Annotated in this window: 26 protein-coding genes; 22 read left to right on the top strand and 4 right to left on the bottom strand. The window is 69.7% G+C overall.

Annotated features, from left to right (window positions below; all coding sequences use genetic code 11):
- The 22 genes from EHW97_RS15310 to EHW97_RS08705 all read left to right on the top strand — a co-directional run bounded on the left by EHW97_RS15310 (nt 1) and on the right by EHW97_RS08705 (nt 20,064).
- Nucleotides 1-339 carry a P-II family nitrogen regulator gene (locus tag EHW97_RS15310; RefSeq protein ID WP_166367456.1) on the top strand — a complete coding sequence of 113 codons (339 nt, stop codon included), beginning with the start codon at nt 1-3 and terminating at the stop codon, nt 337-339.
- Complete coding sequence (locus tag EHW97_RS08805) at nt 273-2,630, top strand: [protein-PII] uridylyltransferase (protein ID WP_243696366.1); 2,358 nt, start codon at nt 273-275, stop codon at nt 2,628-2,630. Before EHW97_RS15310 ends, EHW97_RS08805 begins: the two co-directional genes overlap by 67 nt.
- Nucleotides 2,631-2,691: 61 nt before the next feature.
- On the top strand, nt 2,692-4,245 hold the full coding sequence (gene ffh, locus EHW97_RS08800; protein WP_124236796.1) for a signal recognition particle protein: 1,554 nt from the start codon (nt 2,692-2,694) through the stop codon (nt 4,243-4,245).
- On the top strand, nt 4,245-4,904 hold the full coding sequence (locus EHW97_RS08795; RefSeq protein ID WP_124236795.1) for a DsbA family protein: 660 nt from the start codon (nt 4,245-4,247) through the stop codon (nt 4,902-4,904). The genes ffh and EHW97_RS08795 overlap by 1 nt, the downstream gene beginning before the upstream one ends.
- A 187-nt stretch (nt 4,905-5,091) precedes the next feature.
- The gene (locus EHW97_RS08790) at nt 5,092-5,604 is read left to right on the top strand and encodes a gluconokinase (RefSeq protein ID WP_124236794.1); all 513 of its coding nucleotides are present in this window, start codon (nt 5,092-5,094) and stop codon (nt 5,602-5,604) included.
- Between the two features lie 35 nt (nt 5,605-5,639).
- Nucleotides 5,640-7,376: an ABC transporter ATP-binding protein gene (locus EHW97_RS08785; RefSeq protein WP_124236793.1), complete on the top strand. Its 1,737-nt coding sequence runs from the start codon at nt 5,640-5,642 to the stop codon at nt 7,374-7,376.
- On the top strand, nt 7,373-9,265 hold the full coding sequence (locus EHW97_RS08780) for an ABC transporter ATP-binding protein (protein ID WP_124236792.1): 1,893 nt from the start codon (nt 7,373-7,375) through the stop codon (nt 9,263-9,265). Before EHW97_RS08785 ends, EHW97_RS08780 begins: the two co-directional genes overlap by 4 nt.
- Nucleotides 9,266-9,441: 176 nt before the next feature.
- On the top strand, nt 9,442-9,879 hold the full coding sequence (gene rpsP, locus EHW97_RS08775; protein WP_124236791.1) for a 30S ribosomal protein S16: 438 nt from the start codon (nt 9,442-9,444) through the stop codon (nt 9,877-9,879).
- A 2-nt stretch (nt 9,880-9,881) separates the two neighbouring features.
- Nucleotides 9,882-10,133, top strand: a complete 252-nt coding sequence (locus EHW97_RS08770) for an RNA-binding protein (RefSeq protein WP_124236790.1) — start codon at nt 9,882-9,884, stop codon at nt 10,131-10,133.
- 13 nt (nt 10,134-10,146) lie between these two features.
- Nucleotides 10,147-10,680: a ribosome maturation factor RimM gene (gene rimM, locus EHW97_RS08765; RefSeq protein ID WP_124236789.1), complete on the top strand. Its 534-nt coding sequence runs from the start codon at nt 10,147-10,149 to the stop codon at nt 10,678-10,680.
- Between the two features lies 1 nt (nt 10,681).
- Nucleotides 10,682-11,362: a tRNA (guanosine(37)-N1)-methyltransferase TrmD gene (gene trmD, locus EHW97_RS08760; RefSeq protein WP_124236788.1), complete on the top strand. Its 681-nt coding sequence runs from the start codon at nt 10,682-10,684 to the stop codon at nt 11,360-11,362.
- A gap of 157 nt (nt 11,363-11,519) precedes the next feature.
- Nucleotides 11,520-12,740: an ammonium transporter gene (locus tag EHW97_RS08755; RefSeq protein WP_124236787.1), complete on the top strand. Its 1,221-nt coding sequence runs from the start codon at nt 11,520-11,522 to the stop codon at nt 12,738-12,740.
- A 204-nt stretch (nt 12,741-12,944) separates the two neighbouring features.
- Nucleotides 12,945-13,295: a 50S ribosomal protein L19 gene (gene rplS, locus EHW97_RS08750; RefSeq protein WP_124236786.1), complete on the top strand. Its 351-nt coding sequence runs from the start codon at nt 12,945-12,947 to the stop codon at nt 13,293-13,295.
- 113 nt (nt 13,296-13,408) lie between these two features.
- Nucleotides 13,409-14,062, top strand: a complete 654-nt coding sequence (gene lepB, locus EHW97_RS08745; protein ID WP_243696361.1) for a signal peptidase I — start codon at nt 13,409-13,411, stop codon at nt 14,060-14,062.
- Complete coding sequence (locus EHW97_RS08740) at nt 14,059-14,721, top strand: ribonuclease HII (protein ID WP_124236785.1); 663 nt, start codon at nt 14,059-14,061, stop codon at nt 14,719-14,721. Before lepB ends, EHW97_RS08740 begins: the two co-directional genes overlap by 4 nt.
- Complete coding sequence (locus tag EHW97_RS08735) at nt 14,718-15,026, top strand: DUF2469 domain-containing protein (RefSeq protein ID WP_121793255.1); 309 nt, start codon at nt 14,718-14,720, stop codon at nt 15,024-15,026. Before EHW97_RS08740 ends, EHW97_RS08735 begins: the two co-directional genes overlap by 4 nt.
- An 83-nt stretch (nt 15,027-15,109) precedes the next feature.
- Nucleotides 15,110-15,472 carry a YraN family protein gene (locus EHW97_RS08730; protein ID WP_124236784.1) on the top strand — a complete coding sequence of 121 codons (363 nt, stop codon included), beginning with the start codon at nt 15,110-15,112 and terminating at the stop codon, nt 15,470-15,472.
- A complete protein-coding gene (locus EHW97_RS08725) occupies nt 15,472-17,046 on the top strand; it encodes a YifB family Mg chelatase-like AAA ATPase (RefSeq protein WP_166367455.1) in 1,575 nt (524 codons plus the stop codon). The genes EHW97_RS08730 and EHW97_RS08725 overlap by 1 nt, the downstream gene beginning before the upstream one ends.
- Complete coding sequence (dprA, locus tag EHW97_RS08720; protein WP_124236783.1) at nt 17,043-18,161, top strand: DNA-processing protein DprA; 1,119 nt, start codon at nt 17,043-17,045, stop codon at nt 18,159-18,161. The genes EHW97_RS08725 and dprA overlap by 4 nt, the downstream gene beginning before the upstream one ends.
- Nucleotides 18,162-18,234: 73 nt before the next feature.
- Entirely contained in the window at nt 18,235-18,678 is a 444-nt protein-coding gene (locus tag EHW97_RS08715; protein ID WP_124236782.1) for a phage holin family protein, read from the top strand.
- Nucleotides 18,662-18,970, top strand: coding sequence for a DUF3618 domain-containing protein (locus EHW97_RS08710; protein WP_124236781.1), 309 nt, complete (start codon nt 18,662-18,664; stop codon nt 18,968-18,970). Before EHW97_RS08715 ends, EHW97_RS08710 begins: the two co-directional genes overlap by 17 nt.
- Nucleotides 18,967-20,064: a YihY/virulence factor BrkB family protein gene (locus tag EHW97_RS08705; protein ID WP_124236780.1), complete on the top strand. Its 1,098-nt coding sequence runs from the start codon at nt 18,967-18,969 to the stop codon at nt 20,062-20,064. The genes EHW97_RS08710 and EHW97_RS08705 overlap by 4 nt, the downstream gene beginning before the upstream one ends.
- A gap of 9 nt (nt 20,065-20,073) precedes the next feature.
- Here the strand turns inward: EHW97_RS08705 and EHW97_RS08700 are convergent, their stop codons facing one another.
- From EHW97_RS08700 to EHW97_RS08685, 4 genes are read right to left on the bottom strand one after another with little or no spacing between them, the layout of a single operon-like run.
- Nucleotides 20,074-20,493 (bottom strand): molybdenum cofactor biosynthesis protein MoaE, encoded by a 420-nt coding sequence (locus tag EHW97_RS08700; protein WP_124236779.1) that lies wholly within the window; start codon nt 20,491-20,493, stop codon nt 20,074-20,076.
- Nucleotides 20,490-21,002, bottom strand: coding sequence for a MogA/MoaB family molybdenum cofactor biosynthesis protein (locus EHW97_RS08695; protein ID WP_124236778.1), 513 nt, complete (start codon nt 21,000-21,002; stop codon nt 20,490-20,492). The genes EHW97_RS08700 and EHW97_RS08695 overlap by 4 nt, the downstream gene beginning before the upstream one ends.
- A complete protein-coding gene (gene moaC, locus EHW97_RS08690; RefSeq protein ID WP_124236777.1) occupies nt 20,995-21,477 on the bottom strand; it encodes a cyclic pyranopterin monophosphate synthase MoaC in 483 nt (160 codons plus the stop codon). The genes EHW97_RS08695 and moaC overlap by 8 nt, the downstream gene beginning before the upstream one ends.
- Nucleotides 21,456-22,664 (bottom strand): molybdopterin molybdotransferase MoeA, encoded by a 1,209-nt coding sequence (locus tag EHW97_RS08685; RefSeq protein WP_166367454.1) that lies wholly within the window; start codon nt 22,662-22,664, stop codon nt 21,456-21,458. The genes moaC and EHW97_RS08685 overlap by 22 nt, the downstream gene beginning before the upstream one ends.
- Nucleotides 22,665-22,709: the final 45 nt, after the last annotated feature.

The following is a 22,709-nucleotide window of genomic DNA, read 5'->3' as shown; positions in this document are numbered from 1 at the left end:
ATGAAGCTCGTGACAGCGGTCATCAAGCCGCACAAGTGGGAAGAGGTGCGCGAAGCCCTCGCCGCCGCCGGCGTGGCCGGCATGACGGTCACCGAGGCCAGCGGCTACGGCCAGCAGAAGGGCCACACCGAGGTGTACCGCGGCGCGGAGTACGACGTCTCGCTCGTCCCCAAGATCCGGCTCGAGATCGTCGTGGACGACGTCGACGTCGAGACGGTCGTCAGCACCGTCACGTCCGCCGCGCAGACCGGCAAGATCGGCGACGGCAAGGTCTGGGTCGTGCCGGTCGAGTCGGTCGTCCGGGTGCGTACCGGCGAGACGGACGAGGCCGCCCTCTGACCGAGGTCCCCTGGTCCTCGGACCTCTCCACCCAGCTGGCGCAGCAGCGACGCGATCGGTCCGATGAGGCCGACCGGCTGCTGCGCCAGCTCTTCATGGAGACCACCGGCTCCAGCGAGTCAGGCGGCCTGGCCCTCGTGGCCATCGGCGGGTACGGGCGGCGCGAGCTCTCACCGTTCAGCGACCTCGACGTGGTACTCCTGCACGATCCTGCCGTGTCCCCCGTGCGCGTGGAGGAGGTGGCGAACGGCATCTGGTATCCGCTGTGGGAGCGCCGCGTCGCCCTCGATCACGCGGTCCGGTCGACTCCGCAGATGCGGGCGCGCGCCGACGACGACTACCGCGCCGCCATGGGCATGCTCGACGCCCGCAGCGTCGCCGGCGATGAGGACCTCGTCACGGCGTTGCGCGCCGACGTGCTCCGCGCATGGCGGCGTCGTGCCCGCGAGCGCGTCGCGGAGGTGCGGGCGGCCCGCGCAGCGCGCATCGGGCGTGCGGGATGGCTCGCGCACGACGCGATGCCCGATCTGAAGGAATCCGGCGGGGGCCTGCGTGATTCGGTGACGCTGCGCGCCCTGCTCGCCACGTGGCTCGTCGATCTGCCGCGCAAGGACGCCGAACGACTGCGGGCGCGACTGCTCGATGTGCGCGACACCGTACACGAGGCCGCGGGGCGTCGGACCGACAAGCTGATCCCCGAACTGGTACCCGAGTTGGCCGAGCGCTGGTCGCTCGCACCGACCGACTTCGACGTCGGGGTCCGCGACGTCGGACGACGCATCGCGCACCTGGCCGCCGTCACCTGGCATCGCCTCGACGAGTCGCTGGAGCGTGATCGACACCGCCGCGTCGGGCGTCGGGGTCCTCGGATCGAGACGGAGGCACCCGGTGTCGGCGTCCTCGATCGCGAAGTGGTCATCACCCGCGATGCCGATCCGCGAACCGACCCCGAGGTCATGCTGCGGTTCGCCGCGACCGCCGCGCGTCGTCGTCTCCCGATGAACGCCGCCGCGGTGCAGCGACTCGTGCAGGATCTCGGAGAACTGCCCGAGCCGTGGCCGGAGACGACGCGCCGCTGGTTCGTCGAGCTGCTCAGCGCCGGCAGGGGCGCGGTCGAGGTCTGGGAGGAACTCGATCTCGCCGGCCTCATCGACCGGCTCCTTCCCGAGTGGTCCGGCATCCGACTGCGAGGTTCGTCGTCGCCGGTCCACCGGTTCACGATCGACCGGCACAGCCTGGAGGCCTGCGTGCAGGCCGACGCGCTGAGCCGGGACGTCGCCCGGCCCGATCTCCTCGCGGTCGCCGCCCTTCTGCACGACATCGGCAAGGGACGCCGCGGCGATCACAGCGAGGTCGGAGCGGTGCTGGTTCGAAACATCCTGCGCCGGTGGGGTTTCCCCGACGACGAGGTCGACGTCGTGTCGCGCCTCGTCCGTTGGCACCTGCTGCTCCCGACCGTCGCGACTGGACGCGACATCGAGGACCCGCTGACGGCGGCGAACGTCGCGGAGATCGTGCGCTCCTCATCGTTCCTGGATCTGCTCGCCGCACTCACCGCATGCGATGCGATGGCGACGAGCGACCAGGCGTGGAGCGGTTGGCGACGCGGACTGGTGCTCGGGCTCGTCGAGAAGGTGCGGTCCGTGCTCGCGGGGACGGACGACGAACGGCCCGGATACGAGGGGTGGCCGCCGGATCGGCCGATGCCCGAGCTCTCGGGAGTCACCGAGCAGACGGTCCGCGTCGCCACCGAGAACCATCACGACGGGTCGCTGGTGACGATCGTCTCGGGCGACCGGCCCGGACTGCTCGCCGATCTCGCCGGAGCGTTGTCGACCGCAGGCCTGTCCATCCGCTCCGCACGCATCGTCACCGAGGCGAACGTGGCCGTCACCTTGTGGGAGGTCAGCAGACCCGACCTCGACGCGCAGGTCCTCCAGCAGCGCGTCCGGCGCGTCCTCGACGGGGCGGTCGACCTCGCCGCGCGGCTCACGGCCGTCGAGGACCACCCGCGGGTGGGGGTGCTCGACGCGATGGAGCAGACGGCGACGCTGATCGAGGTCCGGGCCCTGGATCGCCGGGGGCTGATGTGGACGGTCGCCCGCACGATCACCGACGCCGGCCATCTGATCCGCTCGGCCCACACGAGCACGTACGGCGACGAGGCGCGCGACGTCTTCTACGTCGTCGACGCCGACGGCGCCCCGCTGGCGCCTGCGACCGCGTCCGGCCTCTGCGATGCGATCACCGCCGCGCTCACCGCCGGACCGTCTGCACGACGAGGAGACTGAACGCTGCGGCACCGGGGAGGTCGGCCGGGGGACTGCGCACCCTCGGATACCCTGGAGCCCTATGTTCGATTCGCTCCAAGACCGGCTCCAGTCGGCGTTCAAGACGCTCCGCGGCAAGGGCAAGCTGTCCGACGCCGATATCGACCAGGTCGCCCGGGAGATCCGGGTCGCGCTGCTCGACGCCGACGTGGCCGTGCCCGTGGTGCGCGAGTTCATCGCGAACGTCAAGGAGCGGGCGCGCGGCGCCGAGGTCAGCCAGGCGCTCAACCCGGCGCAGCAGGTCATCAAGATCGTCAACGACGAGCTCGTCGGCATCCTCGGCGGTGAGACGCGGCGCATCCGGTTCGCCAAGAACCCGCCGACCGTCATCATGCTCGCCGGCCTCCAAGGTGCCGGTAAGACGACCCTCGCCGGCAAGCTCGGCAAGTGGCTCAAGGAGCAGGGCAACTCGCCCATGCTCGTCGCGGCCGACCTCCAGCGTCCGAACGCCGTCAATCAGCTTCAGGTCGTCGGTGAACAGGCCGGGGTCACCGTCTACGCGCCCCAGCCGGGCAACGGCGTGGGCGACCCGGTGCAGGTCGCCCGCGATGCGATCACCGAGGCCAAGCGGACGCTGCATGACGTCGTCGTGGTCGACACCGCGGGCCGCCTCGGCATCGACGCCGAACTCATGCAGCAGGCCGCCGACATCCGCGCTGCGGTCAACCCCGACGAAGTGCTGTTCGTCATCGACGCGATGATCGGTCAGGACGCGGTCGGCACCGCGCAGGCCTTCCTCGAGGGCGTCGACTTCACCGGCGTCGTCCTGTCCAAGCTCGACGGCGACGCCCGAGGCGGTGCCGCGCTGTCGGTCCGCTCGGTCACCGGACGGCCGATCATGTTCGCCTCGACCGGTGAGAAGCTCGACGACTTCGACGTCTTCCACCCGGACCGGATGGCCTCGCGCATCCTCGACATGGGCGACGTCCTCACCCTCATCGAGCAGGCGGAGAAGGCGTTCGACGCCGAGGAGGCGGCCAAGGCCGCCGAGAAGGTCGCCGGCGGAACATTCACCCTCTCGGACTTCCTCCAGCAGATGGAAGCCCTCGCCAAGATGGGCTCGATGACCAAGTTGCTGGGCATGATGCCCGGCATGGGCCAGTTCAAGGACCAGCTGGCCAACTTCGACGAGCGCGAGGTCGACAAGATCAAGGCGATCATCCGCTCGATGACGCCGGCCGAGCGCGAGAACCCGAAGATCATCGACGGCTCCCGCCGCGCCCGTATCGCCCGGGGCTCGGGCACGCAGGTCAGCGACGTGAACCAGCTCGTCACCCGGTTCTTCGAGGCCAGCAAGATGATGCAGAAGATGGCCAAGGGCGGCGGGATGCCGCAGATGCCCGGGATGGGCGGGATGCCCGGTCTGCCCGGCGTCAGCAAGCGGGCCGGCGCCAAACAGAAGCCGCAGTCCAAGAAGGGCAAGAAGGGCAAGAAGGTCTCGGGTAACCCGGCCAAGCGCGCCGCCCAGGCGCAGCAGGCGCCGGAGAAGAAGCCCGATGGTGCGGCTGCGTTCGGCTACGACCAGTCCGCCGGTGGCGACTTCGAGCTGCCCAAGGAACTGCGCGACCTGCTCTGATGACCCCTCGCGGGCGCGTCCTCATCAGCGGCGTCGTCGTTCTCGTCGCTCTCACGGTCGTCGGGGCGCTGGCGGCGTGGACCGAGCGTGACGCCGGACCTCGCAGCACGCCTGCCGGTGCCGCACCCGGCGTGGTGGCCGCCGACACCCGCTTCCTCGACCGTCCCGACGGCGCCGAGGTCACCGTCGTGGAGTTCATCGACTTCGAGTGCGAGGTGTGCCGCGCGTTCCACCCGGAGGTCGAGCGACTCCGCGGCGCGTACGGCGATCGGATGGCCTTCGCCCTGCGCTACTTCCCGATGCCCGGACATTCCAACTCGGTTCCTGCGGCGCTCGCAATCGAGGCGGCCGCGCAACAGGACCGGCTCGAGGACATGTATCGGATGCTGCTGAACCGGCAGGCCGAATGGGCCGAGGCCGGTGACGTGGACAGGGCGCCGGTGTTCCGTGAGTACGCGGTCGAACTCGGGCTCGATATGGCGGCCTATGACGCCGCGGTGGCCGACGATGCGACGGTGCTGCGCGTCGCCGCCGACTTCGAGGCCGGACGCGCCCTCGGCGTCGACGGCACGCCGACCTTCTTCGTCGACGGCAAGCCGGTCGAGCTCACGTCGCTGGGCGACCTCGAACGCGCCATCGTCGCGGCCCTGGAGGACTGACCACCGTACTTCGGCCGCCGTGCATTCACGCCCTTCCCCGCGAATGGCGCAAAGTGGTGACCCAGTGGCGCAATCTGGGGCTGTTCGAGCCCGAAAAGGCCCCATATTGCGCCACTCGCGGAACCGGGTCGCGTGACCGGAGCGGCCGGTCTGGCGTCCGCGGTCGAGTCGACCTAGGGTCGTCACCATGACCGCACCGCCCCTCGTCGTCGTCATGGGGATCTCGGGCACGGGCAAGTCCGCCGTGGGCCACGCGGTCGCCGACCTGGTCGACGTGGAGTACGCGGACGGGGACGACTTCCACCCGGCCGCGAACGTCGAGAAGATGTCGCAAGGGATCGCGTTGACCGACGAGGACCGTTGGCCCTGGCTCGAGGACATCGGTCGCTGGCTTGCCGATCATGACGAGCGCGGCGGAGTCATCAGTTGCTCGGCCCTGCGGCGGGTCTATCGCGACGTGCTGACGCGTCACGCGCCGCGCACCATCTTCCTGCATCTCGTGGGCGACCACGAGCTCATCCGTGAGCGGATGGAGCACCGCGATCACTTCATGCCGGCCTCGCTGCTGCAGTCACAGCAGGACACGCTGGAACCGCTCGAGCCCGACGAGAACGGCGGCGTCTTCGACATCACGCTGACACCGGAGGACATCGCGCGTGCGTTCCTGCGGCGCTACCAGATCCCCGAACGGACGGTCTGATCCTCGTTGTCGGCACGGGGTCGTAGTCTGACGAGGTGCTGATCGGACTGCTGCGTCGCCACCTGCGTCCGTACCGCTGGCAGGTCGCGGTCGTATGCCTGTTCCAGCTCATCCAGACCATGGCGACGCTCTACCTGCCTGGGCTCAACGCCGACATCATCGACGACGGCGTCGCCCAGGGCGACACCGGTTACATCTGGCGGGTCGGCGGTCTGATGATGGCCGTCACCGTCCTGCAGGTCGTCTGCAACGTCGTGGCGGTCTACATCGGCTCCAAGGTCGCCATGGCGGTCGGACGCGATCTGCGCTCGGCCGTCTACGGCGCCGTCGAGGGCTTCGGGTCGCGCGAGATGGCCCAGTTCGGCGCCCCCACGCTCATCACCCGCTCCACGAACGACGTCCAGCAGGTGCAGCTGCTGCTGTTCATGGGACTGACGATGCTGGTCGCCGCTCCGATCACCGCGGTCGGCGGGCTCGTCATGGCGCTGCGCCAGGACGTCGAGCTCTCGGGCGTCCTGCTGATCGTGCTGCCGGTCCTCATCGTGAGCCTCGCCCTCATCATCCGGCGGATGCAGCCGCTCTTCCGGCTCATGCAGACCCGTATCGACGCGATCAACGGCATCATGCGCGAGCAGATCGCCGGCATCCGCGTCATCCGGGCCTTCGTCAAGGAGCGGCACGAGATCGAGCGGTTCGCGGAGGCCAACGCGCAGTATCGCGATGTCGCGATCTCCGCCGGCCGGCTGATGAGCACATTCTTCCCGTTGCTCATGGGGATCATGAACCTCTCGGTCGTCCTCGCGATCGGCTGGGGCGCTCACCGTGTGGGTTCCGGCGATCTCGAGGTCGGCGCGCTCACCGCGTTCCAGAATTACCTCATCCAGATCCTCATGGCGGTCATGATGGCCACGTTCATGCTCATGCTGTGGCCGCGAGCCCAGGTCTCGGCCGAGCGCATCGGCGAGGTTCTGGGGACCACCCCGGTCATCGACATGACCCCGGACGTTCCTGCGGTCCGGATCGAGGAGGGCCGCATCGACATGCAAGGCGCCTCGTTCGCCTACCCCGGCGCCGAGCACGACGTGGTCCGGGACGCCGACCTCGTCGTGCGGCCGGGGCAGACCACCGCGATCGTCGGTGGCACCGGCAGCGGCAAGTCGACGGTGCTGGGACTGATGACCCGCCTGTTCGACGTGACCGGCGGCCGGGTCCTGCTCGACGGGCACGACGTGCGCGACCTGCGGCCCGCCGACGTGTGGGCCGCGATCGGGCTGGTCCCGCAGAAGGCGGTGCTGTTCAGCGGCACCATCCGGTCGAACCTCCAGTTCGGCCGGCCCGAGGCCACCGACGATGACCTGTGGCGGGCCCTCGAGATCGCGCAGGCGCGCGACTTCGTCGAGCGCATGCCCGGCGGCCTCGACGCCCCCATCACACAGGGCGGCTCCAACGTCTCCGGCGGCCAGCGCCAGCGGCTCGCCATCGCTCGCGCCCTCGTCAAGCAGCCGCGGATCTACTTGTTCGACGACTCGTTCTCGGCCCTCGACTACGCCACCGACGCCGCGCTGCGGCGCGCTCTCGTCGACGTCACGGCCGACGCCGCCGTGGTGATCGTCGCCCAGCGCATCAGCACGATCCGCGACGCCGACCGCATCGTCGTGCTCGACCGTGGCAACGTCGTCGGCACCGGAACGCACGACGAACTGATGGCCGACAACGACGTGTACCGCGAGATCGTCCTCTCGCAGCTGAGCGAACAGGAGGCCGCGTCATGAGCTTCCAGGGTCAACCGCCGGCCAAACCGGCCGACTTCCGCGCCACCTTCGGCCGCTTGATGCGGCTGCTGCTCGCCGACCGACTCATGGTGTGGGGCCTCGTGGTCTTCGGCCTGGTCGGCACCGTCCTGGCCGTGATCGGCCCGCGCATCCTCGGCCACGCCACGGACCTGGTCTTCGACGGCTTCCTCTCGAGCCGGTTCCCGGCGGGCGCGACCAAGGAGCAGGTCGTCGAGCAGTTGCGTGCCGACGGGCAGGACCGGCTGGCCGACCTCGTCGGCTCGGTCGATCTGCGTCCGGGGGAGGGCATCGACTTCTCCGCACTGACGTGGGTGCTGCTGGGCGCCGTCGTCCTGTACCTCGTGTCCTCGCTGTTCATGTGGCTGCAGGGCGTGCTCGCCACCACCGTGGTCCAGCGGATGGTCGCCGGTCTGCGTGGCGACGTCGAGGACCAGATCCACCATCTCCCACTGGCGTACCTCGACGGTCAGGAGCGCGGCGAGATCCTCTCGCGCACCACGAACGACATCGACAACGTCGCCCAGTCGCTGCAGCAGACGCTGAGCCAGATGATCACGAGCCTGCTGATGGTGCTCGGCACGCTCGTCATGATGCTGACGATCTCGCCGTTGCTGACGCTCATCGCGGTCGTGACGATCCCGGTCGCGATCGGCATCACCGGGGTGATCATGAAGCGCTCCCAGCCGCAGTTCATCGCGCAGTGGACGCAGACGGGCCGGCTCAACGGGCACGTCGAGGAGACGTTCTCCGGTCACGAGGTGGTCAAGGTGTTCGGGCACCAGCAGCGAGCTCGCGAGCAGTTCGACGAGAGCAATGACGCGTTGTTCGGCGCGGCGTTCCGAGCGCAGTTCATCTCCGGCGTCATCCAGCCGGTCATGATGTTCGTCTCCAACCTCAACTACGTGCTGGTGGCCGTCATCGGCGGCGTGCAGGTCGCCTCGGGGCGGTTGTCGATCGGTTCGGTGCAGGCGTTCATCCAGTACTCGCGACAGTTCACCCAGCCGCTCACGCAGGTCGCGGCCATGGTCAACCTCCTGCAGTCCGGTCTCGCGTCGGCGGAGCGGGTCTTCGGCCTGCTGGACGAGCCCCGCGAACGTCCCGACACCGTCACCGCCGCTGCGGTCGAACCGGTCCGCGGACGCGTGGCGTTCGAGGATGTCTCGTTCTCCTACTCCGATGAGCCCCTCATCGAGCACCTGTCGCTCGTCGCCGAACCGGGCCAGACGGTCGCGATCGTCGGCCCGACGGGCGCCGGCAAGACCACGCTGACCAACCTGCTGTTGCGCTTCTACGAGCTCGACGGCGGGCGGGTCACGCTCGACGGCGTCGACATCGACGATCTGCGCCGTGCCGAGTTGCGTGACGACTTCGGCGTCGTCCTCCAGGACACGTGGCTGTTCTCGGGCACGATCCGCGAGAACATCGCCTACGGGGCGGAGGACGCGACACCGGAGCAGGTGGTGGCGGCGGCCAAGGCCGCGCACGCCGACCACTTCATCCGCACGCTGCCCGACGGCTATGAGACCCGCATCGACGACGAAGGCGGGGGAGTCAGTGCCGGTCAACGCCAGCTCCTCACCATCGCCCGCGCCTTCCTCGCCGACCCGGCGATCCTGGTGCTGGACGAGGCCACGAGCTCGGTCGACACCCGCACCGAGGCGCTCGTGCAGGAGGCGATGAGCCGGCTGCGGAGCGGGCGCACCAGCTTCGTCATCGCGCACCGGCTCTCCACGATCCGCGACGCCGATCTGATCGTGGTGATGGAGCACGGGCGGATCGTCGAGCAGGGGACGCACGAGGAGTTGCTCGCCGCCGGTGGTGCGTACCAACGGCTGTACGCCGCGCAGTTCGCCGCACCCGCCGGCTGAGCTCGGCGCGGCCTGTTTGGTGGGCCGTGCGGTCCTCTGGCACAATGGGTGATCGTGTCCGGTCGGCTCCCAGACCCTCTCAGCTGCGAGTCGCCGGCCCTGGATGCCGCCGGGCCCACCCCACACGTCACGGCGTCGTCACCGACAGCTCAGATCAACAAGGAGACACCACACTCGTGGCAGTCAAGATTCGCCTCAAGCGGATGGGCAAGATCCGCACGCCGTTCTACCGCATCGTCGTCGCCGACTCGCGCACCAAGCGCGATGGTCGCGTGATCGAGGAGATCGGCACCTACAACCCGAAGACCGAGCCGTCGACCATCCACGTCGACTCCGAGCGGGCGCAGTACTGGCTGGGTGTCGGCGCGCAGCCGACCGAGGCCGTCGCGGCGATCCTCAAGCTCACCGGCGACATCGAGGGCGGCAAGAACACCCTCAAGCACCCCGAGCCCAAGCGCGACAAGGCTGAGGCCTTCGACGAGGCGCTCAAGGAGCTGCACGCCGAGCCCAAGAAGTCGGCCACGACCACCAAGTCGAGCAAGCCTAAGGCTGAGGAGCCGGCTGCCGACGAGGCCAAGGCCGAAGAAGAGACCCCGGCCACCGAGGCCGAGTGACCATGGGTGCGCCCCTGCGCGAGGTCATCGAGCATCTGGTCGCCGGCATCGTCGACCATCCCGACGACGTCTCGGTCCGCACCAAGCAGACTCGCCGCGGTGAGCTGTTCGAGGTGCGGGTGAACCCGGACGATCTGGGCAAGGTGATCGGTCGCGCTGGGCGCACCGCCACGGCGATCCGCACCGTCGCCTCGGCCCTCGCGGGCCGCGGCGGCGCGCGGATCGACTTCGTGGACGTCGACCGCCAGCGCTGAGTTGGGGTCGACGATGCTGGTCGTCATCGGCCGGATCGGCCGCGCCCACGGCATCCGCGGTGAGCTCGCCGTGGAACTTCGCACCGACGAGCCCGAGCGACGTTTCGCTCCGGGCTCGTCGGTCGTGTGCAAGGGTCGCGCGCTCACCGTGAAGGCTGCCCGGCCCCATGGCGGCAAGCTGCTCGTCACGTTCGACGAAGTCCCGGATCGCACTGCCGCCGAGCAGTTGCACGGTACGGTCATCGAGGCGGAGGTCGACCCCGCCGAACTGCCTGAGGACGACGACGCGTTCTACGATCATCAGCTCATCGGGCTGCGCGTGGAGCGTCCCGACGGAGCCGCTGTCGGCGAGGTCACGGACGTCCTGCACCTGCCGGCACACGACACCCTCGCCGTGGACGTGAACGGTCGCGAGATCCTCGTGCCGTTCGTCGCGGCCCTCGTTCCCGAGGTCGACATCGACCGTGGCGTGCTCGTCGTGGCCGACGTGCCCGGACTTCTCGATCCCGACGCCGCGGAGACCGTCGCTCCGCCCGAAGGGCGCTGACGTGCGCATCGACGTCATCTCGATCTTCCCCGACTATCTCGCTCCGCTGGACCTCTCGCTGCCGGGCAGGGCGCAGCGCGCAGGCCTGCTCGAGGTCGTCGTCCACGACCTGCGCGACTGGACCCACGATCGGCACCGCACCGTCGACGACACGCCGTACGGCGGCGGCGCCGGCATGGTGATGCGACCCGAGCCCTGGGGGGAGGCGCTCGACGCGGTCTGCCGCGACGACAGCATCGTCGTCGTGCCCACCCCCTCGGGCATCCCGTTCACGCAGCGCCACGCCGAATCGCTCAGCGCGGCGTCGCACCTGGTCTACTGCTGCGGCCGCTATGAGGGCATCGATCAGCGCGTCATCGACGAGGCGAACGACCGCTGGACGGTGCGGGAGCTCTCGCTCGGCGACTTCGTGCTGAACGGGGGAGAGGTGGCCGCACTCGCGATGACCGAGGCGATCGTGCGGCTGATTCCGGGATTCATGGGCAATCCGGAGTCCCTTGCCGAGGAGTCGCACACCGCCGAAGGCCTGCTCGAGTACCCGGTGTACACCAAGCCGGCGTCGTGGCGGGGTCGAGAGGTCCCCGAGGTGCTCCTGTCGGGGCACCATGGCCAGATCGCCGCATGGCGCCGCGAGGAGGCCCTGCGCCGCACGCGCGAGCGCCGGCCCGACCTCGCGCCCTGAATGTCGCTGAATTTAACGATCGCCGCCCTCGCGTAACGGTGAGGAAACACCTGCGGTAGGGGGACGTAACGCCTCTTCGTGAGCATCGATGAAGTGCCAGTCGCGGCAGCGCCGCCGTGTCGTGGCCTCTCGTTCACCGACTCGCAAAGAGGTTGATATGGAACCCGGAACAATCTGGCTGCTGATCACCGCGGCGCTTGTTCTCTTCATGACGCCCGGCCTGGCCTTCTTCTACGGCGGCCTCGTCAAGGCCAAGAGCGTCGTGTCGATGATGATGCTGAGCTTCGGGGCGATGGGGCTCGTCTTCGTGCTCTGGATCCTCTACGGCTACAACATGGGCTCGAACGGCGACGACATCATCGGCGGTGTCCTCGCCAACCCGTTCTCGGACTTCGGGTTGAGCACGATGGCCGCGGAGAACCCGGCCGGACTCGCCAGCGTGGCGTTCGGTTCGACGTTCGCCGTCATCACGACCGCGCTGATCTCCGGCGCGGTCGCGGACCGGGCACGGTTCTTCCCCTGGATGGTCTTCGCGGGCCTGTGGGCGACGCTGGTCTACTTCCCCTCCCAGGGCTGGGTGTGGGGCCTCGACGGCGAAGGCAACCTCACGGGCTGGATCGGCACGTTCGGCTTCGGAGACACCGAGGTGCTGGACTGGGCCGGCGGCACCGTCGTCCACATCAGCGCCGGCGCCGCCGCCCTGGCCCTGGCCCTCGTGCTCGGGCAGCGCAAGGTCGGCTTCTCGAAGGAAGACTCGGCTCCGCACAATGTGCCGCTCGTCCTCATCGGCGCCGCGATCCTGTGGTTCGGCTGGTTCGGCTTCAACGCCGGGGCCGCCGGCGACGACGGCACGGGCGCCCTCATCTTCATCAACACGATCGCCGCTCCGGCCGCCGGCGTCATCGGGTTCCTGGTCGTCGAGCACGTCAAGGACGGCAAGGCGACGGCGGTGGGCGCCGCCTCGGGCGTCGTCGCCGGACTCGTCGCGATCACCCCGGCCTGCGCGAACCTCACACCGTGGTGGTCCATCGTGCTCGGCCTGGTCGCCGGCGTCGCCTGCTGCTTCGCCATCGACCTGAAGTTCAAGCTGGGCTTCGACGACTCGCTCGACGTGGTGGGTCTGCACCTGGTGGCCGGCTTCATCGGCTGCCTCTACCTGGGCTTCTTCGCGACGGACACCGGTCTGTTCACCGGCGGCGGTATCGACCAGCTGCTGACGCAGATCGTTCCGGCGCTCGCGGTCGCCGTCTACTCGTTCGCCATCGCCTATGCGCTAGGCGTCGCGATCGACAAGACGATCGGCTTCCGGGCTCGCGAGGAGGACGAGATCGCCGGGATCGATCTCGCGCTGCACGGCGAGGGGTACAAGTTCGACTGACCACTCGTCCGGCGGTTCGAAGGGGCGCCCTCGGGCGTCCCTTCGGGCGGTCGGGGCGAGGCCGGATTTCGCGGCTGCGGGGCCGTGTGGCAAAATGGTTCCTTGGTGCCGACGCCTCTGCCACAGGGGAGACCCGTCGTCTACAGCACCGCCCATCATCGTTCAGCGTCCGTTGGTGACCTGTGGCACCGGCGAGGAGTAGACATGACCAACGTCATCGATCAGATCGCCAGCAGCCAGCTGCGCGACGACGTCCCCGACTTCCGTCCCGGCGACACCCTCAAGGTGCACGTCAACATCGTCGAGGGCAACCGCTCGCGTGTCCAGATGTTCCAGGGCGTCTGCATCAAGGTGCAGGGCTCGGGCATCGGCAGGACGTTCACCGTCCGCAAGGTGAGCTTCGGCGTCGGCGTGGAGCGGACCTTCCCGGTCCACTCGCCGGTCATCGACAAGATCGAGGTCGCGACCCGCGGTGACGTGCGCCGCGCGAAGCTCTACTACCTGCGCAACCTGCGCGGCAAGGCTGCCAAGATCAAGGAGAAGCGCGAGGACTGAGTCCGGCGACCTTCTTCTTCACACACCACGGCCCCGCTTCGGCGGGGCCGTGGTGTTTCTCTCGGGGGCGCGTCTGCCCGGACCCGCGTCGGGGAGACCGGTACGCTCTTCGAGTGACCGAGAAGCGCCAGTTGCCCGTGTGGCAGGAATCCATTCTCCTGGTCGTCACCGCAGTGGTCCTGGCCGTTATCGTCAAGACGTTCTTCGTGCAGGCGTTCTACATTCCGTCCGAGTCGATGGAGCCGACGATGCAGGTCGACGACAAGCTGCTCGTGCAGAAGGTCTCCTACTGGGGCGGTTCACCCGACCGCGGCGACATCGTCGTCTTCGACGATCCGGGAGGATGGCTGGGGTCGGCCGACGCTTCGGCACCCAGCAACGTCGTCCAGAAGGCGCTGGAGGTCATCGGTCTCTACCCGTCCGGCGGTCACCTCATCAAGCGTGTGGTCGGCGTCGGGGGCGACACGGTCGAGTGCTGTGACAGCGCCGGCCGGTTGATGGTCAACGGTGAGCCCGTCGAGGAGTCATACCTGGCGGACCAGGCGGCCAACGCCGAGCCCACCTTCACAGTGGAAGTGCCGGACGGCTACCTGTGGGTCCAGGGCGACAACCGCGGCAACTCCTCCGATTCGCGGTACCACCTCGGCGATCCTGGCGGCGGCTTCATCAGCGAGGACGCCGTCGTCGGCAAGGCGTGGCTGCGGGTGTGGCCGTTCAGCCGGTTCGGATTCATCGAACACAGCGACGCGTTCGAAGGGGTGCCGTGACGACCTTGCTCTCCGGTCCCACGATCCGTCGTGACGCCGGTCTCTACGGCTACGAGCGCGCGTTGGCGCGTCGTGGCCTCGCGCCCGTCGCCGGTGTCGACGAGGCCGGACGCGGGGCGTGTGCGGGGCCCCTCGTCGCCGCGGCGGTCATCCTGGACCGCCCGATCGACGGACTGGCCGACTCCAAGCTTCTGACGCCCAAACGCCGCGAGGCGTGCTTCGAGCGCATTCACGAACGCGCACGGGCGGTGTCGGTCGTGATCGTCGAGGCTGCCGAGTGTGACGCGCTGGGGCTGCATCGCGCCAACGTCGCCGCGCTCCGACGTGCGCTGGCCCGGCTCGAGCAGCCCCCGGCCTACGTCCTGACCGACGGGTTCAGCGTCGACGGCCTGGGAGTGCCCGGGCTCGCGGTCTGGAAGGGCGATCAGGTGTCGGCGTCGATCGCGGCGGCGTCGGTGGTGGCGAAGGTGACCCGCGACCGGATCATGGAGCGGTTGCACGACGGTTACCCGCAGTATGACTTCGCCGTGCACAAGGGCTACTCGACCCTGCGGCATGAGGAGGCCCTGCGCGCGCACGGCCCGTGCCCGGAGCACCGGATGACCTACGCCAACGTCCGCGCCGTGCTGACCGCGCGGGAAGAGGAGAGCACGTCATGAGCGCTGAGGATCTGGAGCGGTACGAGACGGAGATGGAGCTCGCGCTGTACCGCGAGTACCGCGATGTCGTGCGGATCTTCAAGTACGTCGTGGAGACCGACCGTCGGTTCTACCTGTGCAACGCCGTCGACGTGAAGGTGCGTTCCGAGACCGGTGACGCCTACTTCGAGGTCACGATGGCCGATGCCTGGGTGTGGGACATCTACCGTCCCGCCCGGTTCGCCAAGAACGTCAAGGTGCTGACCTTCAAGGACGTCAACGTCGAAGAACTGCAGGACTCGGACTTCAAGCTTCCCGAGGACTGAGGCCGCCCTCCACAGGCGGAGGTCGTCCACAGTTCCGCGCCGACCGCTGGCACGCTGCGAGCTGCCACCGCGAGGCTCGGAGCATGACGTACGCACGCAACAAGGCGCTGGGCGCCTACGGCGAGCAGGTCGCTGTGGATCACCTGCGGTCGGAGGGGCTCGTCATCCTCGCCCGGAACTGGACGTGCCGTTACGGCGAGGTCGACATCGTCGCCCGCGAGGACGCCACGCTCGTCGTGTGCGAGGTCAAGACCCGCACCGGGGACCGGTACGGCTCACCGCTGGAGGCCGTGGGCCCGCAGAAGGCCGCTCGGCTGCGTCGTCTGGCCGCGCATTGGCTCGAGGTCCACGGGCTCCACCCGCCGAGCGTGCGCATCGACGTCGTGTCGGTGCTCGTGCCCACCCGTGGCGCCCCGCAGGTCGAGCGCATCACCGGAGTGGCCTGATGGCGGGCGTGACGCGCTCGGTCGCACTGGACGGGTTGCGGGGCCGGCCGATCGAGGTGGAGGTCGATGTCTCCAGCGGCATGCCCGCCACGGTCGTCGTCGGCCTCGGCGACGCCACCGTGAGCGAGGCGCGTGACCGGGTGCGGTCCGCGGTCGTCAACTCCGGCACGTCGTGGCCCGACCACCGCGTCACCATCAACCTCGCGCCCTCGTCCTTGCCGAAGAACGGCTCTCACTACGACCTGCCGATCGCCGTCGCGGTGTTCGCGGCCAAGAAGCTGGTGCCACCCGAGCGCATCGCCGACACCGTGTTCCTCGGCGAACTCGCTCTCGATGGCCGCATCCGGGCGGTGCGCGGGATTCTGCCCGCGGTCCTGGCCGCGGCCGAGGCCGGCGTCTCACGGGTCGTGGTGCCGGAGGCCAACGTCAGCGAAGCCGCCCTCGTCCCGGGCGTCACCTCGGTGGGCGTGCGCTCCTTGCGGCACACCATCGCCCTGCTCACCGGCACGGAGGTGCCGGACGATCCGCCCGTCGAACCGCTCGACGTCGCCGAGGAGTCGGGCTGGTCGAGCCATCGGGTCGACCAACTCGACCTCGCGGACGTCGCCGGGCAGGACGACGCGCGGCTGGCCGTCGTGATCGCCGCCGCCGGAGGTCACCACGTGTTCATGACCGGCCCGCCGGGGATCGGTAAGACGATGCTCGCGCGGCGGCTCCCGCGGCTGCTGCCCGATCTGGATCTCGCGGCATCGCTCGACGTCAGCGCCGTGCACTCGGTCGCGGGTGTGCTGCCCGCCGACGCACCGCTGCTCGCACGCCCGCCGTTCGTCGACCCCCATCATTCGGCCAGCGCGGCAGCGATCGTCGGTGGTGGGAGCCGGCAGATCCGTCCGGGGGCGATGAGCCTGGCGCATCGCGGGGTGCTCTTCCTCGACGAGGCGCCGGAGTTCGCGGTCAACGTCATCGACGCATTGCGCCAGCCGCTCGAGAGCGGCCAGATCGTGGTGTCCCGATCCGCGCAGACCGTCGCGTTCCCGGCCCGGTTCCAACTGGTGCTGGCGGCCAACCCGTGTCCGTGCGGCTACCACGGGTCGGTGACCGAACGCTGCGAATGCCCGCCCGTCGCCCGGCGACGCTATCTCGACAAGATCAGCGGGCCGGTGCGCGACCGGATCGACATTCACCGGGTGCTGCGCGCGCCGACCCGACCGGAGCTTGCCGGTGTCGGGTCGCAGCGCAGTAGCGCGGCGTGGGCCGAGGACGTCCTGGCAGCGCGTGATCGGCAGCGACTCCGCCTCGGCGACGCGGGCTACCGGCTCAACAGCGAGGTCTCCGGCGTCGAACTCCGCAAGGTGTTCCCGCCCACGGTCGAGGGCCGCTGCGTCCTCGAGGAGCAGGTCCAGGCAGGCAAGCTCAGCGCCCGCGCCGCCGACCGGGTGCTTCGCGTCGCCTGGACCGTCGCCGATCTCGTGGGCAGCGAGTCACCGACGGCCGATGACATGGCGACCGCCCTGGCGTTGCGACGGGGGACCGCGATCGGCGGTCCGCTGCGCGGACGGCTGGAGGCAGCGTGAGCGATGCCAACGACCGTCTGATGCTGAGTCTCGTCGTCGAACCAGGCGACCCCCGCGTGGTCTCGGCGATGCGTGAGCGCGGCGGTGCTGGTGCCGTCCTCGATGCACTGCGAGCAGACCCTGATGACTGGCCCGGGCCGTGGCGGCACGGCGTCGAGGACGTCGAGCAGCGGGCGGAGAACGCACTGTCCCGCGCGCGGGAGGAGGGGCTGCGCTGGGTCACTCCTGGACACCGGGAGTGGCCCGAGCAACTCAGCGGGCTGGATGAGGTGGAATCCGCGGCAGGAGCCGGGGGAGCACCGCTCGGCCTGTGGTGCCGGGGCCCCGGGGACGTCCGACTCCTCACCGAGCACGCGGTGGCGGTGGTCGGGGCGCGCGACTGCACGACCTACGGCGCGGAGACAGCGGGGGACATCGCCGCGGCGGCGGCCACGTCCGGTTTCACGGTGGTCAGCGGAGCGGCCTTCGGCATCGACGCCTCCGCCCACCGAGGTGGTCTGGCGGTCGGCGACCCCGGGATCGCCGTACTCGCGTGCGGAGCCGACCTCGACTATCCCCGAGCTCATGCGTCCTTACTGGCCCGGATCGCCGAACACGGCACCGTCGTGTCCGAGTACCCGCCGGGATGCCCAGCCGCTCGTGCGCGCTTCCTGGCGCGCAACCGGGTCATCGCCGCGCTCGCCGACGGTCTGGTCGTCGTCGAAGCCGCCCACCGCAGCGGTTCGCTCAACACACTGCACTGGGCAGACCGGCTGGGGCGCACCACGATGGCCGTCCCCGGCCCCATCACCTCGGCGCAGTCGCAGGGCACCCACGATGCCGTGCGCTCCGGCAAGGCCGTCCTCGTCGGCAGCGGTGCCGACGTGGTGGCCGAACTCGTCGGCTTCCACGGTCGGGTCGCCGATGTGCGGATGGCGTCGTTCGATCCGGTAGCGGATGCAGTGCTCGCCGAGCTCCAGGAGCCGGGACCGCGGCGCGCTGCCGAGATCGCGCGGGGTCTTCGCATCGGCACGGTTCACGCGGTCCGCGCGCTCGAGCGGCTTCGCAGCGCAGGCCAGGCGGAAGAGAGAGATGGCGGCTGGCAGCGGACCACGGCGTCCCCACCTGACACCTGAGAGTTTCGATCCTCGCCGCGTGGTGAACGGAACTGATGACAGAGACATCGAAACTGCGGGTGAGGAGCAGCGCATGTCGCACGCGAACCCCGAGGGCACCGACGCTACGACGTCGGCGTCGCCCTCCAACCCTACGACCGGCGAACTGCTGGCCCGACTCTCCCAGGAGACCTCGCGGCTCGTCCGTGACGAGATCCGGCTGGCGCAGGCCGAGCTCAGCGAGACCGGAAAGCGCGCCGGGGTCGGCCTCGGGCTCTTCAGCGCCGGCGGCGTCCTCGCGTGGTTCGGTTTCGGCGCACTCGTCGCCGCCGCGATCCTCGCCCTCGACCTCGTGATGCCCGCCTGGCTTGCCGCCCTCATCGTCGCCATCGTGCTGTTCGTCGCGGCGGGCATCGCGGCTCTGATCGGCAAGAAGCAGGTTCAGCAGATCTCCCCGAAGCCAGAACGCACCGTCGACACCGTCAAGGCCGACATCGACGCCGTCAAGGAGGCTCGTCACCGTGACCACACCCGCTGACCCCACCCCGGAGCCGCCCCAGGGCGCCACTCCCGATCAGATCGAGGCCGACATCGCCGCCACCCGCGAGCGGCTGGCCGATACCGTCGACGCCCTCGGCGAGCGTCTGGACGTCAAGGAGCAGGCCAAGCGCCGCGTGTCGGAGGTCAAACACCAGGCGCAGGACACGTTCGGACAGACGAAGGACAAGGCGACTCGCGCCGCGCAACGCAGCGGTCCGGCGTTGCCGGTGGGCGCCGCGGTGGCGGTCGTGCTGATCGGGGCCCTCGTCCTGTGGAGGAAGCGCCGATGATCTTCGGGCGGAAGAAGAAACGACAGCAGGAGACCCGAGAGGCACCCGCCCGCGAGCGACACGAGGCGCCGTCGCCAGAAGACGACCGCAAGCCCGACGACATCACCGACATCTCCAAACCCTCGTGGTTCTACGTCGCGCGCAAGACCGCGCGTGAGTTCTCCAAGGACCAGTGCACCGATCTGGCGGCCGCGCTCGTGTACTACGCGGTGCTCGCGCTGTTTCCCGCCCTTCTGGCGCTGTTCTCACTGGTCGGCCTCGTCGGGCAGGGCCAGAGCACCGCACGGACCGTCATCGACGTCGTCGAGCAGCTCAACCCGTCAGCCGCCGAGATCCTCACCCCGACGATCGAGCAGCTCGCCACCTCCGGCGGGGCGGGATTCGCTCTCATCACCGGCCTCGCGCTCGCCCTCTGGTCCGCATCCGGCTACGTCAACGCGTTCAGCCGGGCGATGAACCGCATCTACGAGATCGGCGAGGGCCGACCGATCTGGAAACTGCGGCCGATGATGTTGCTCATCACGCTCGTCGCCCTCATCCTCATCGCGATCGCCGCAGTCGCGCTCGTCGTCAGCGGCCCCGTGGCGGAGGCGATCGGGGAGGCGCTGGGCGTCGGTTCGGCCGCCGTGACGGTGTGGAACATCGCCAAGTGGCCGGGCGTGCTGATCGTGGTCATCGTGGTCGTGGCGATCCTCTACTACGCGACCCCGAACGTGCAGCAACCGAAGTTCCGATGGTTGAGCGTGGGAGCGGTGGTCGCGATCGTCACCTGGATCGTCGCCTCGGTGGCGTTCGGCCTCTATGTCGCGAACTTCTCGAACTACAACCGCACCTACGGAGCACTCGCGGGCGTGATCGTGTTCCTGCTGTGGTTGTGGATCACCAACCTGGCGCTGCTGTTCGGGGCTGAGCTCGACTGCGAACTCGAGCGGGGGCGTGAGCTTCAGGCGGGTATCCCGGCCGAGGAGTCGGTCCAGCTCCCGCCGCGCGACACCCGCAAGATCGAGAAAGACGAGGAGAAGGAGCGGACCTACGTCGAGCAGGGCCGGGCGCTGCGGGAAAGCCGCGGCGACCACGCCGATCCCGACCGCTGACACTGTTCCTCAGGGAGCGTTGACCCAGTCGTCGGAGCCATCGGCGTAGAACTGGTGCTTCCAGATCGGCACGGTGGCCTTCACGTCGTCGACGAGATCGGCCACCGCGTCGAACGCCTCGCGCCGATGTGCCGACGCGACTGCGGCGACGATCGCCGTGTCACCGATAGCGAGCGGGCCCGTGCGGTGCACCACGGCGACGCGAACGCCGTCATGCCGCTCGACGATCCGTTCGGCGCTCGCCTGGATATAGGCGGCCGCGTCCGGGTGCGCCTCATATTCGAGGCGGGTGACCTTCCGGCCGCCGTCGTGATCGCGGACGACGCCGGTGAACGTGGCGACGGCCCCGGCGCTCTCATGGGCGACCAGCGCGATGAGCTCGGTGAGGTCGAGATCAGCATCGCGCAAGTCGGCGAGTTCGACGGTCATGCAGGGGTTCCTTCCCGAGGAGGATGGCGCTGGTCGTCCGAGGTGTGACCGAGTTGGGCGAGTGCGTGGGCGACGAACTCGTCGAGAACGGCGAGCCCGTCGCGGACGCCACCGCGTGAGCCGGGCAGGTTGACGATGAGCGTGCGCCCGGCGATTCCGGCGATGCCGCGCGAGAGCACCGCGAGCGGAGTCTGCGCCAGGCCGGCGTTCCGCAGCCGTTCGGCGATTCCCGGCGCATCCCGGTCGATGACGGCGCGCGTCCGTTCGGGCGTCTCGTCGTCAGGGCTCAACCCCGTCCCGCCGGTTGTCACGACGAGTGCGCTGCCGACCGCGACGAGTTCGCGCAGCGCGCGCTCGACCGGCAGACCGTCGGCGACGACGTGCGGACCGTCGGGCTGCCATCCGTGGTCGTGTATCCACTGCTCGATCAAGGGGCCGGTGGTGTCGTCGGCTTCGCCGGCGGCCGCCCGGGTGGACGCCACGACCACTCCCACGCGCACGTCAGGCATCGTCGCGTTCCCAGTCGGTCGTCCCGCCGTGCTTGCGATCGACCCGGATCTCGCTGAGGACGGCCGCGCGGTCGACGGCCTTGATCATGTCGTAGAGCGTGAGGCCCGCGACGCTGACGGCGGTGAGGGCCTCCATCTCGACACCGGTGGGCGCCGTCGTCCGCACGGTCGCGGTGATGAGGACCTGATCGCCCGACGGGTCGAGGTCGATCTCGACCTTCGACAGCGGCAGCGGGTGGCACAGCGGAATCAGCGACGACGTCTGCTTCGCGGCCAGGATCCCCGCGATGCGTGCCGTCGCGAGAGCCTCGCCCTTCGGAAGGGACCCTTCGGCGATCTGCTGCACGACGTCCGGGCGCGTCAGGACCCGCCCGGTCGCCGTCGCGGTGCGGGTCGTCGGTGGCTTGCCGGAGACGTCGACCATGTGGGCCGACCCGTCGTCGCGGTAGTGGCTCAGTGCGCTGCGATCCTCCACCAGGCCACCGTATCGCCGGCCGCGAGGCGACCGGCCTCGGCGGGAACGAACACGAGGTGCGACGCCGCTGCGTAGCTGCTCAGCAGGTGCGAGCCGGCCCCGCCGACGAGGTGGACGAGACCGTCGTCGTCCACCCGGCCGCGACGCACCTGGAGCTTGCCGAGCGGCGATTCGAGCGCCTCGGCCAGCGGGCCGGTGCCCGTGGGGCGGTCCGGGCTCACCACACCGCACGCGCGCGCCAGCACCGGACGCACGAACAACTCGAAGGAGATGAGTGTGCTCACCGGATTTCCCGGGAAGCAGATGATGGGCAGGCCGTCCCAGACCGCCCAGCCCTGCGGTCCGGCCGGCTGCAGCGGCACGTGGTCGAACCACGCGTCGCGGAGCGGCTCGAGCACCTGGCGCACGACTTCGTACGCGCCGGCACTGATGCCTCCGGTGGTGAGGACGAGATCGCTCGTCGCGCTCAGCTCCTCGAACAGCGCGCGGAGTTCCGCCTGGTCGTCGGCGACCACGTGCCGCGTGGGGGAGGCGCCGAGTTCGCGGACCGCGGCGGTCAACGCGACGCCGTTGCCGTCCGCCAGCTGCCCGGAGGCGATCTCGTCGCCCGAGCTGACGATGGCCACGCGCAGAGCGGTCTCAACGCGCACGCTGCGGACTCGCGCGGCGGTCAGCGAGCCGATCGTCGCGGGAGTGGTCCACGTACCTCGCGGCAGGAGCACCGCGCCGCGGCTGACATCGTCACCCTGGGGACGGACGAACTGGCCGGGAGGCGGGGGAGTGGAGAAGCTGATCTCGGAGACGTCGAATCGGGAGGGCTCGACCTTCTCGATGGGGACGACGGCGTCGGCACCCTTCGGTACGGGCGCTCCCGTCATGATGGGGGCGGCCGTACCTGGGGTGTGCACGCCTGCGTCGGCACCGGCGGGAATAGGCGCGGCGACCGGGAGGGTGATCGGCCGCTCAGGCGTGGCTCCCGCGAGCTCGTGCGCCGCGACTGCGTAGCCGTCCATCTGCGAGTTGTCGAACGGCGGCAGGTCCTGGGCGGAGAGCACATCCTCGGCGAGCCGCAGGGGCGAGGACAACGCGGTGACGTGCACGTTCTCGGTGCGCGCGCCTCGTCGCGCGTCGGCCTTCTCCACCAGCCGAGCCACAGCGGCGCGATGCTCTGCGAGGGACGTGCTCATATGCTCACTGTAGCCCGCGTCACGCCGCCGCAGCTGCGGCATTAC

Source organism: Aeromicrobium camelliae (assembly GCF_003850045.1).
Lineage (GTDB): Bacteria > Actinomycetota > Actinomycetes > Propionibacteriales > Nocardioidaceae > Aeromicrobium > Aeromicrobium camelliae.
This window is presented reverse-complemented; position numbering and strand designations above follow the sequence as displayed.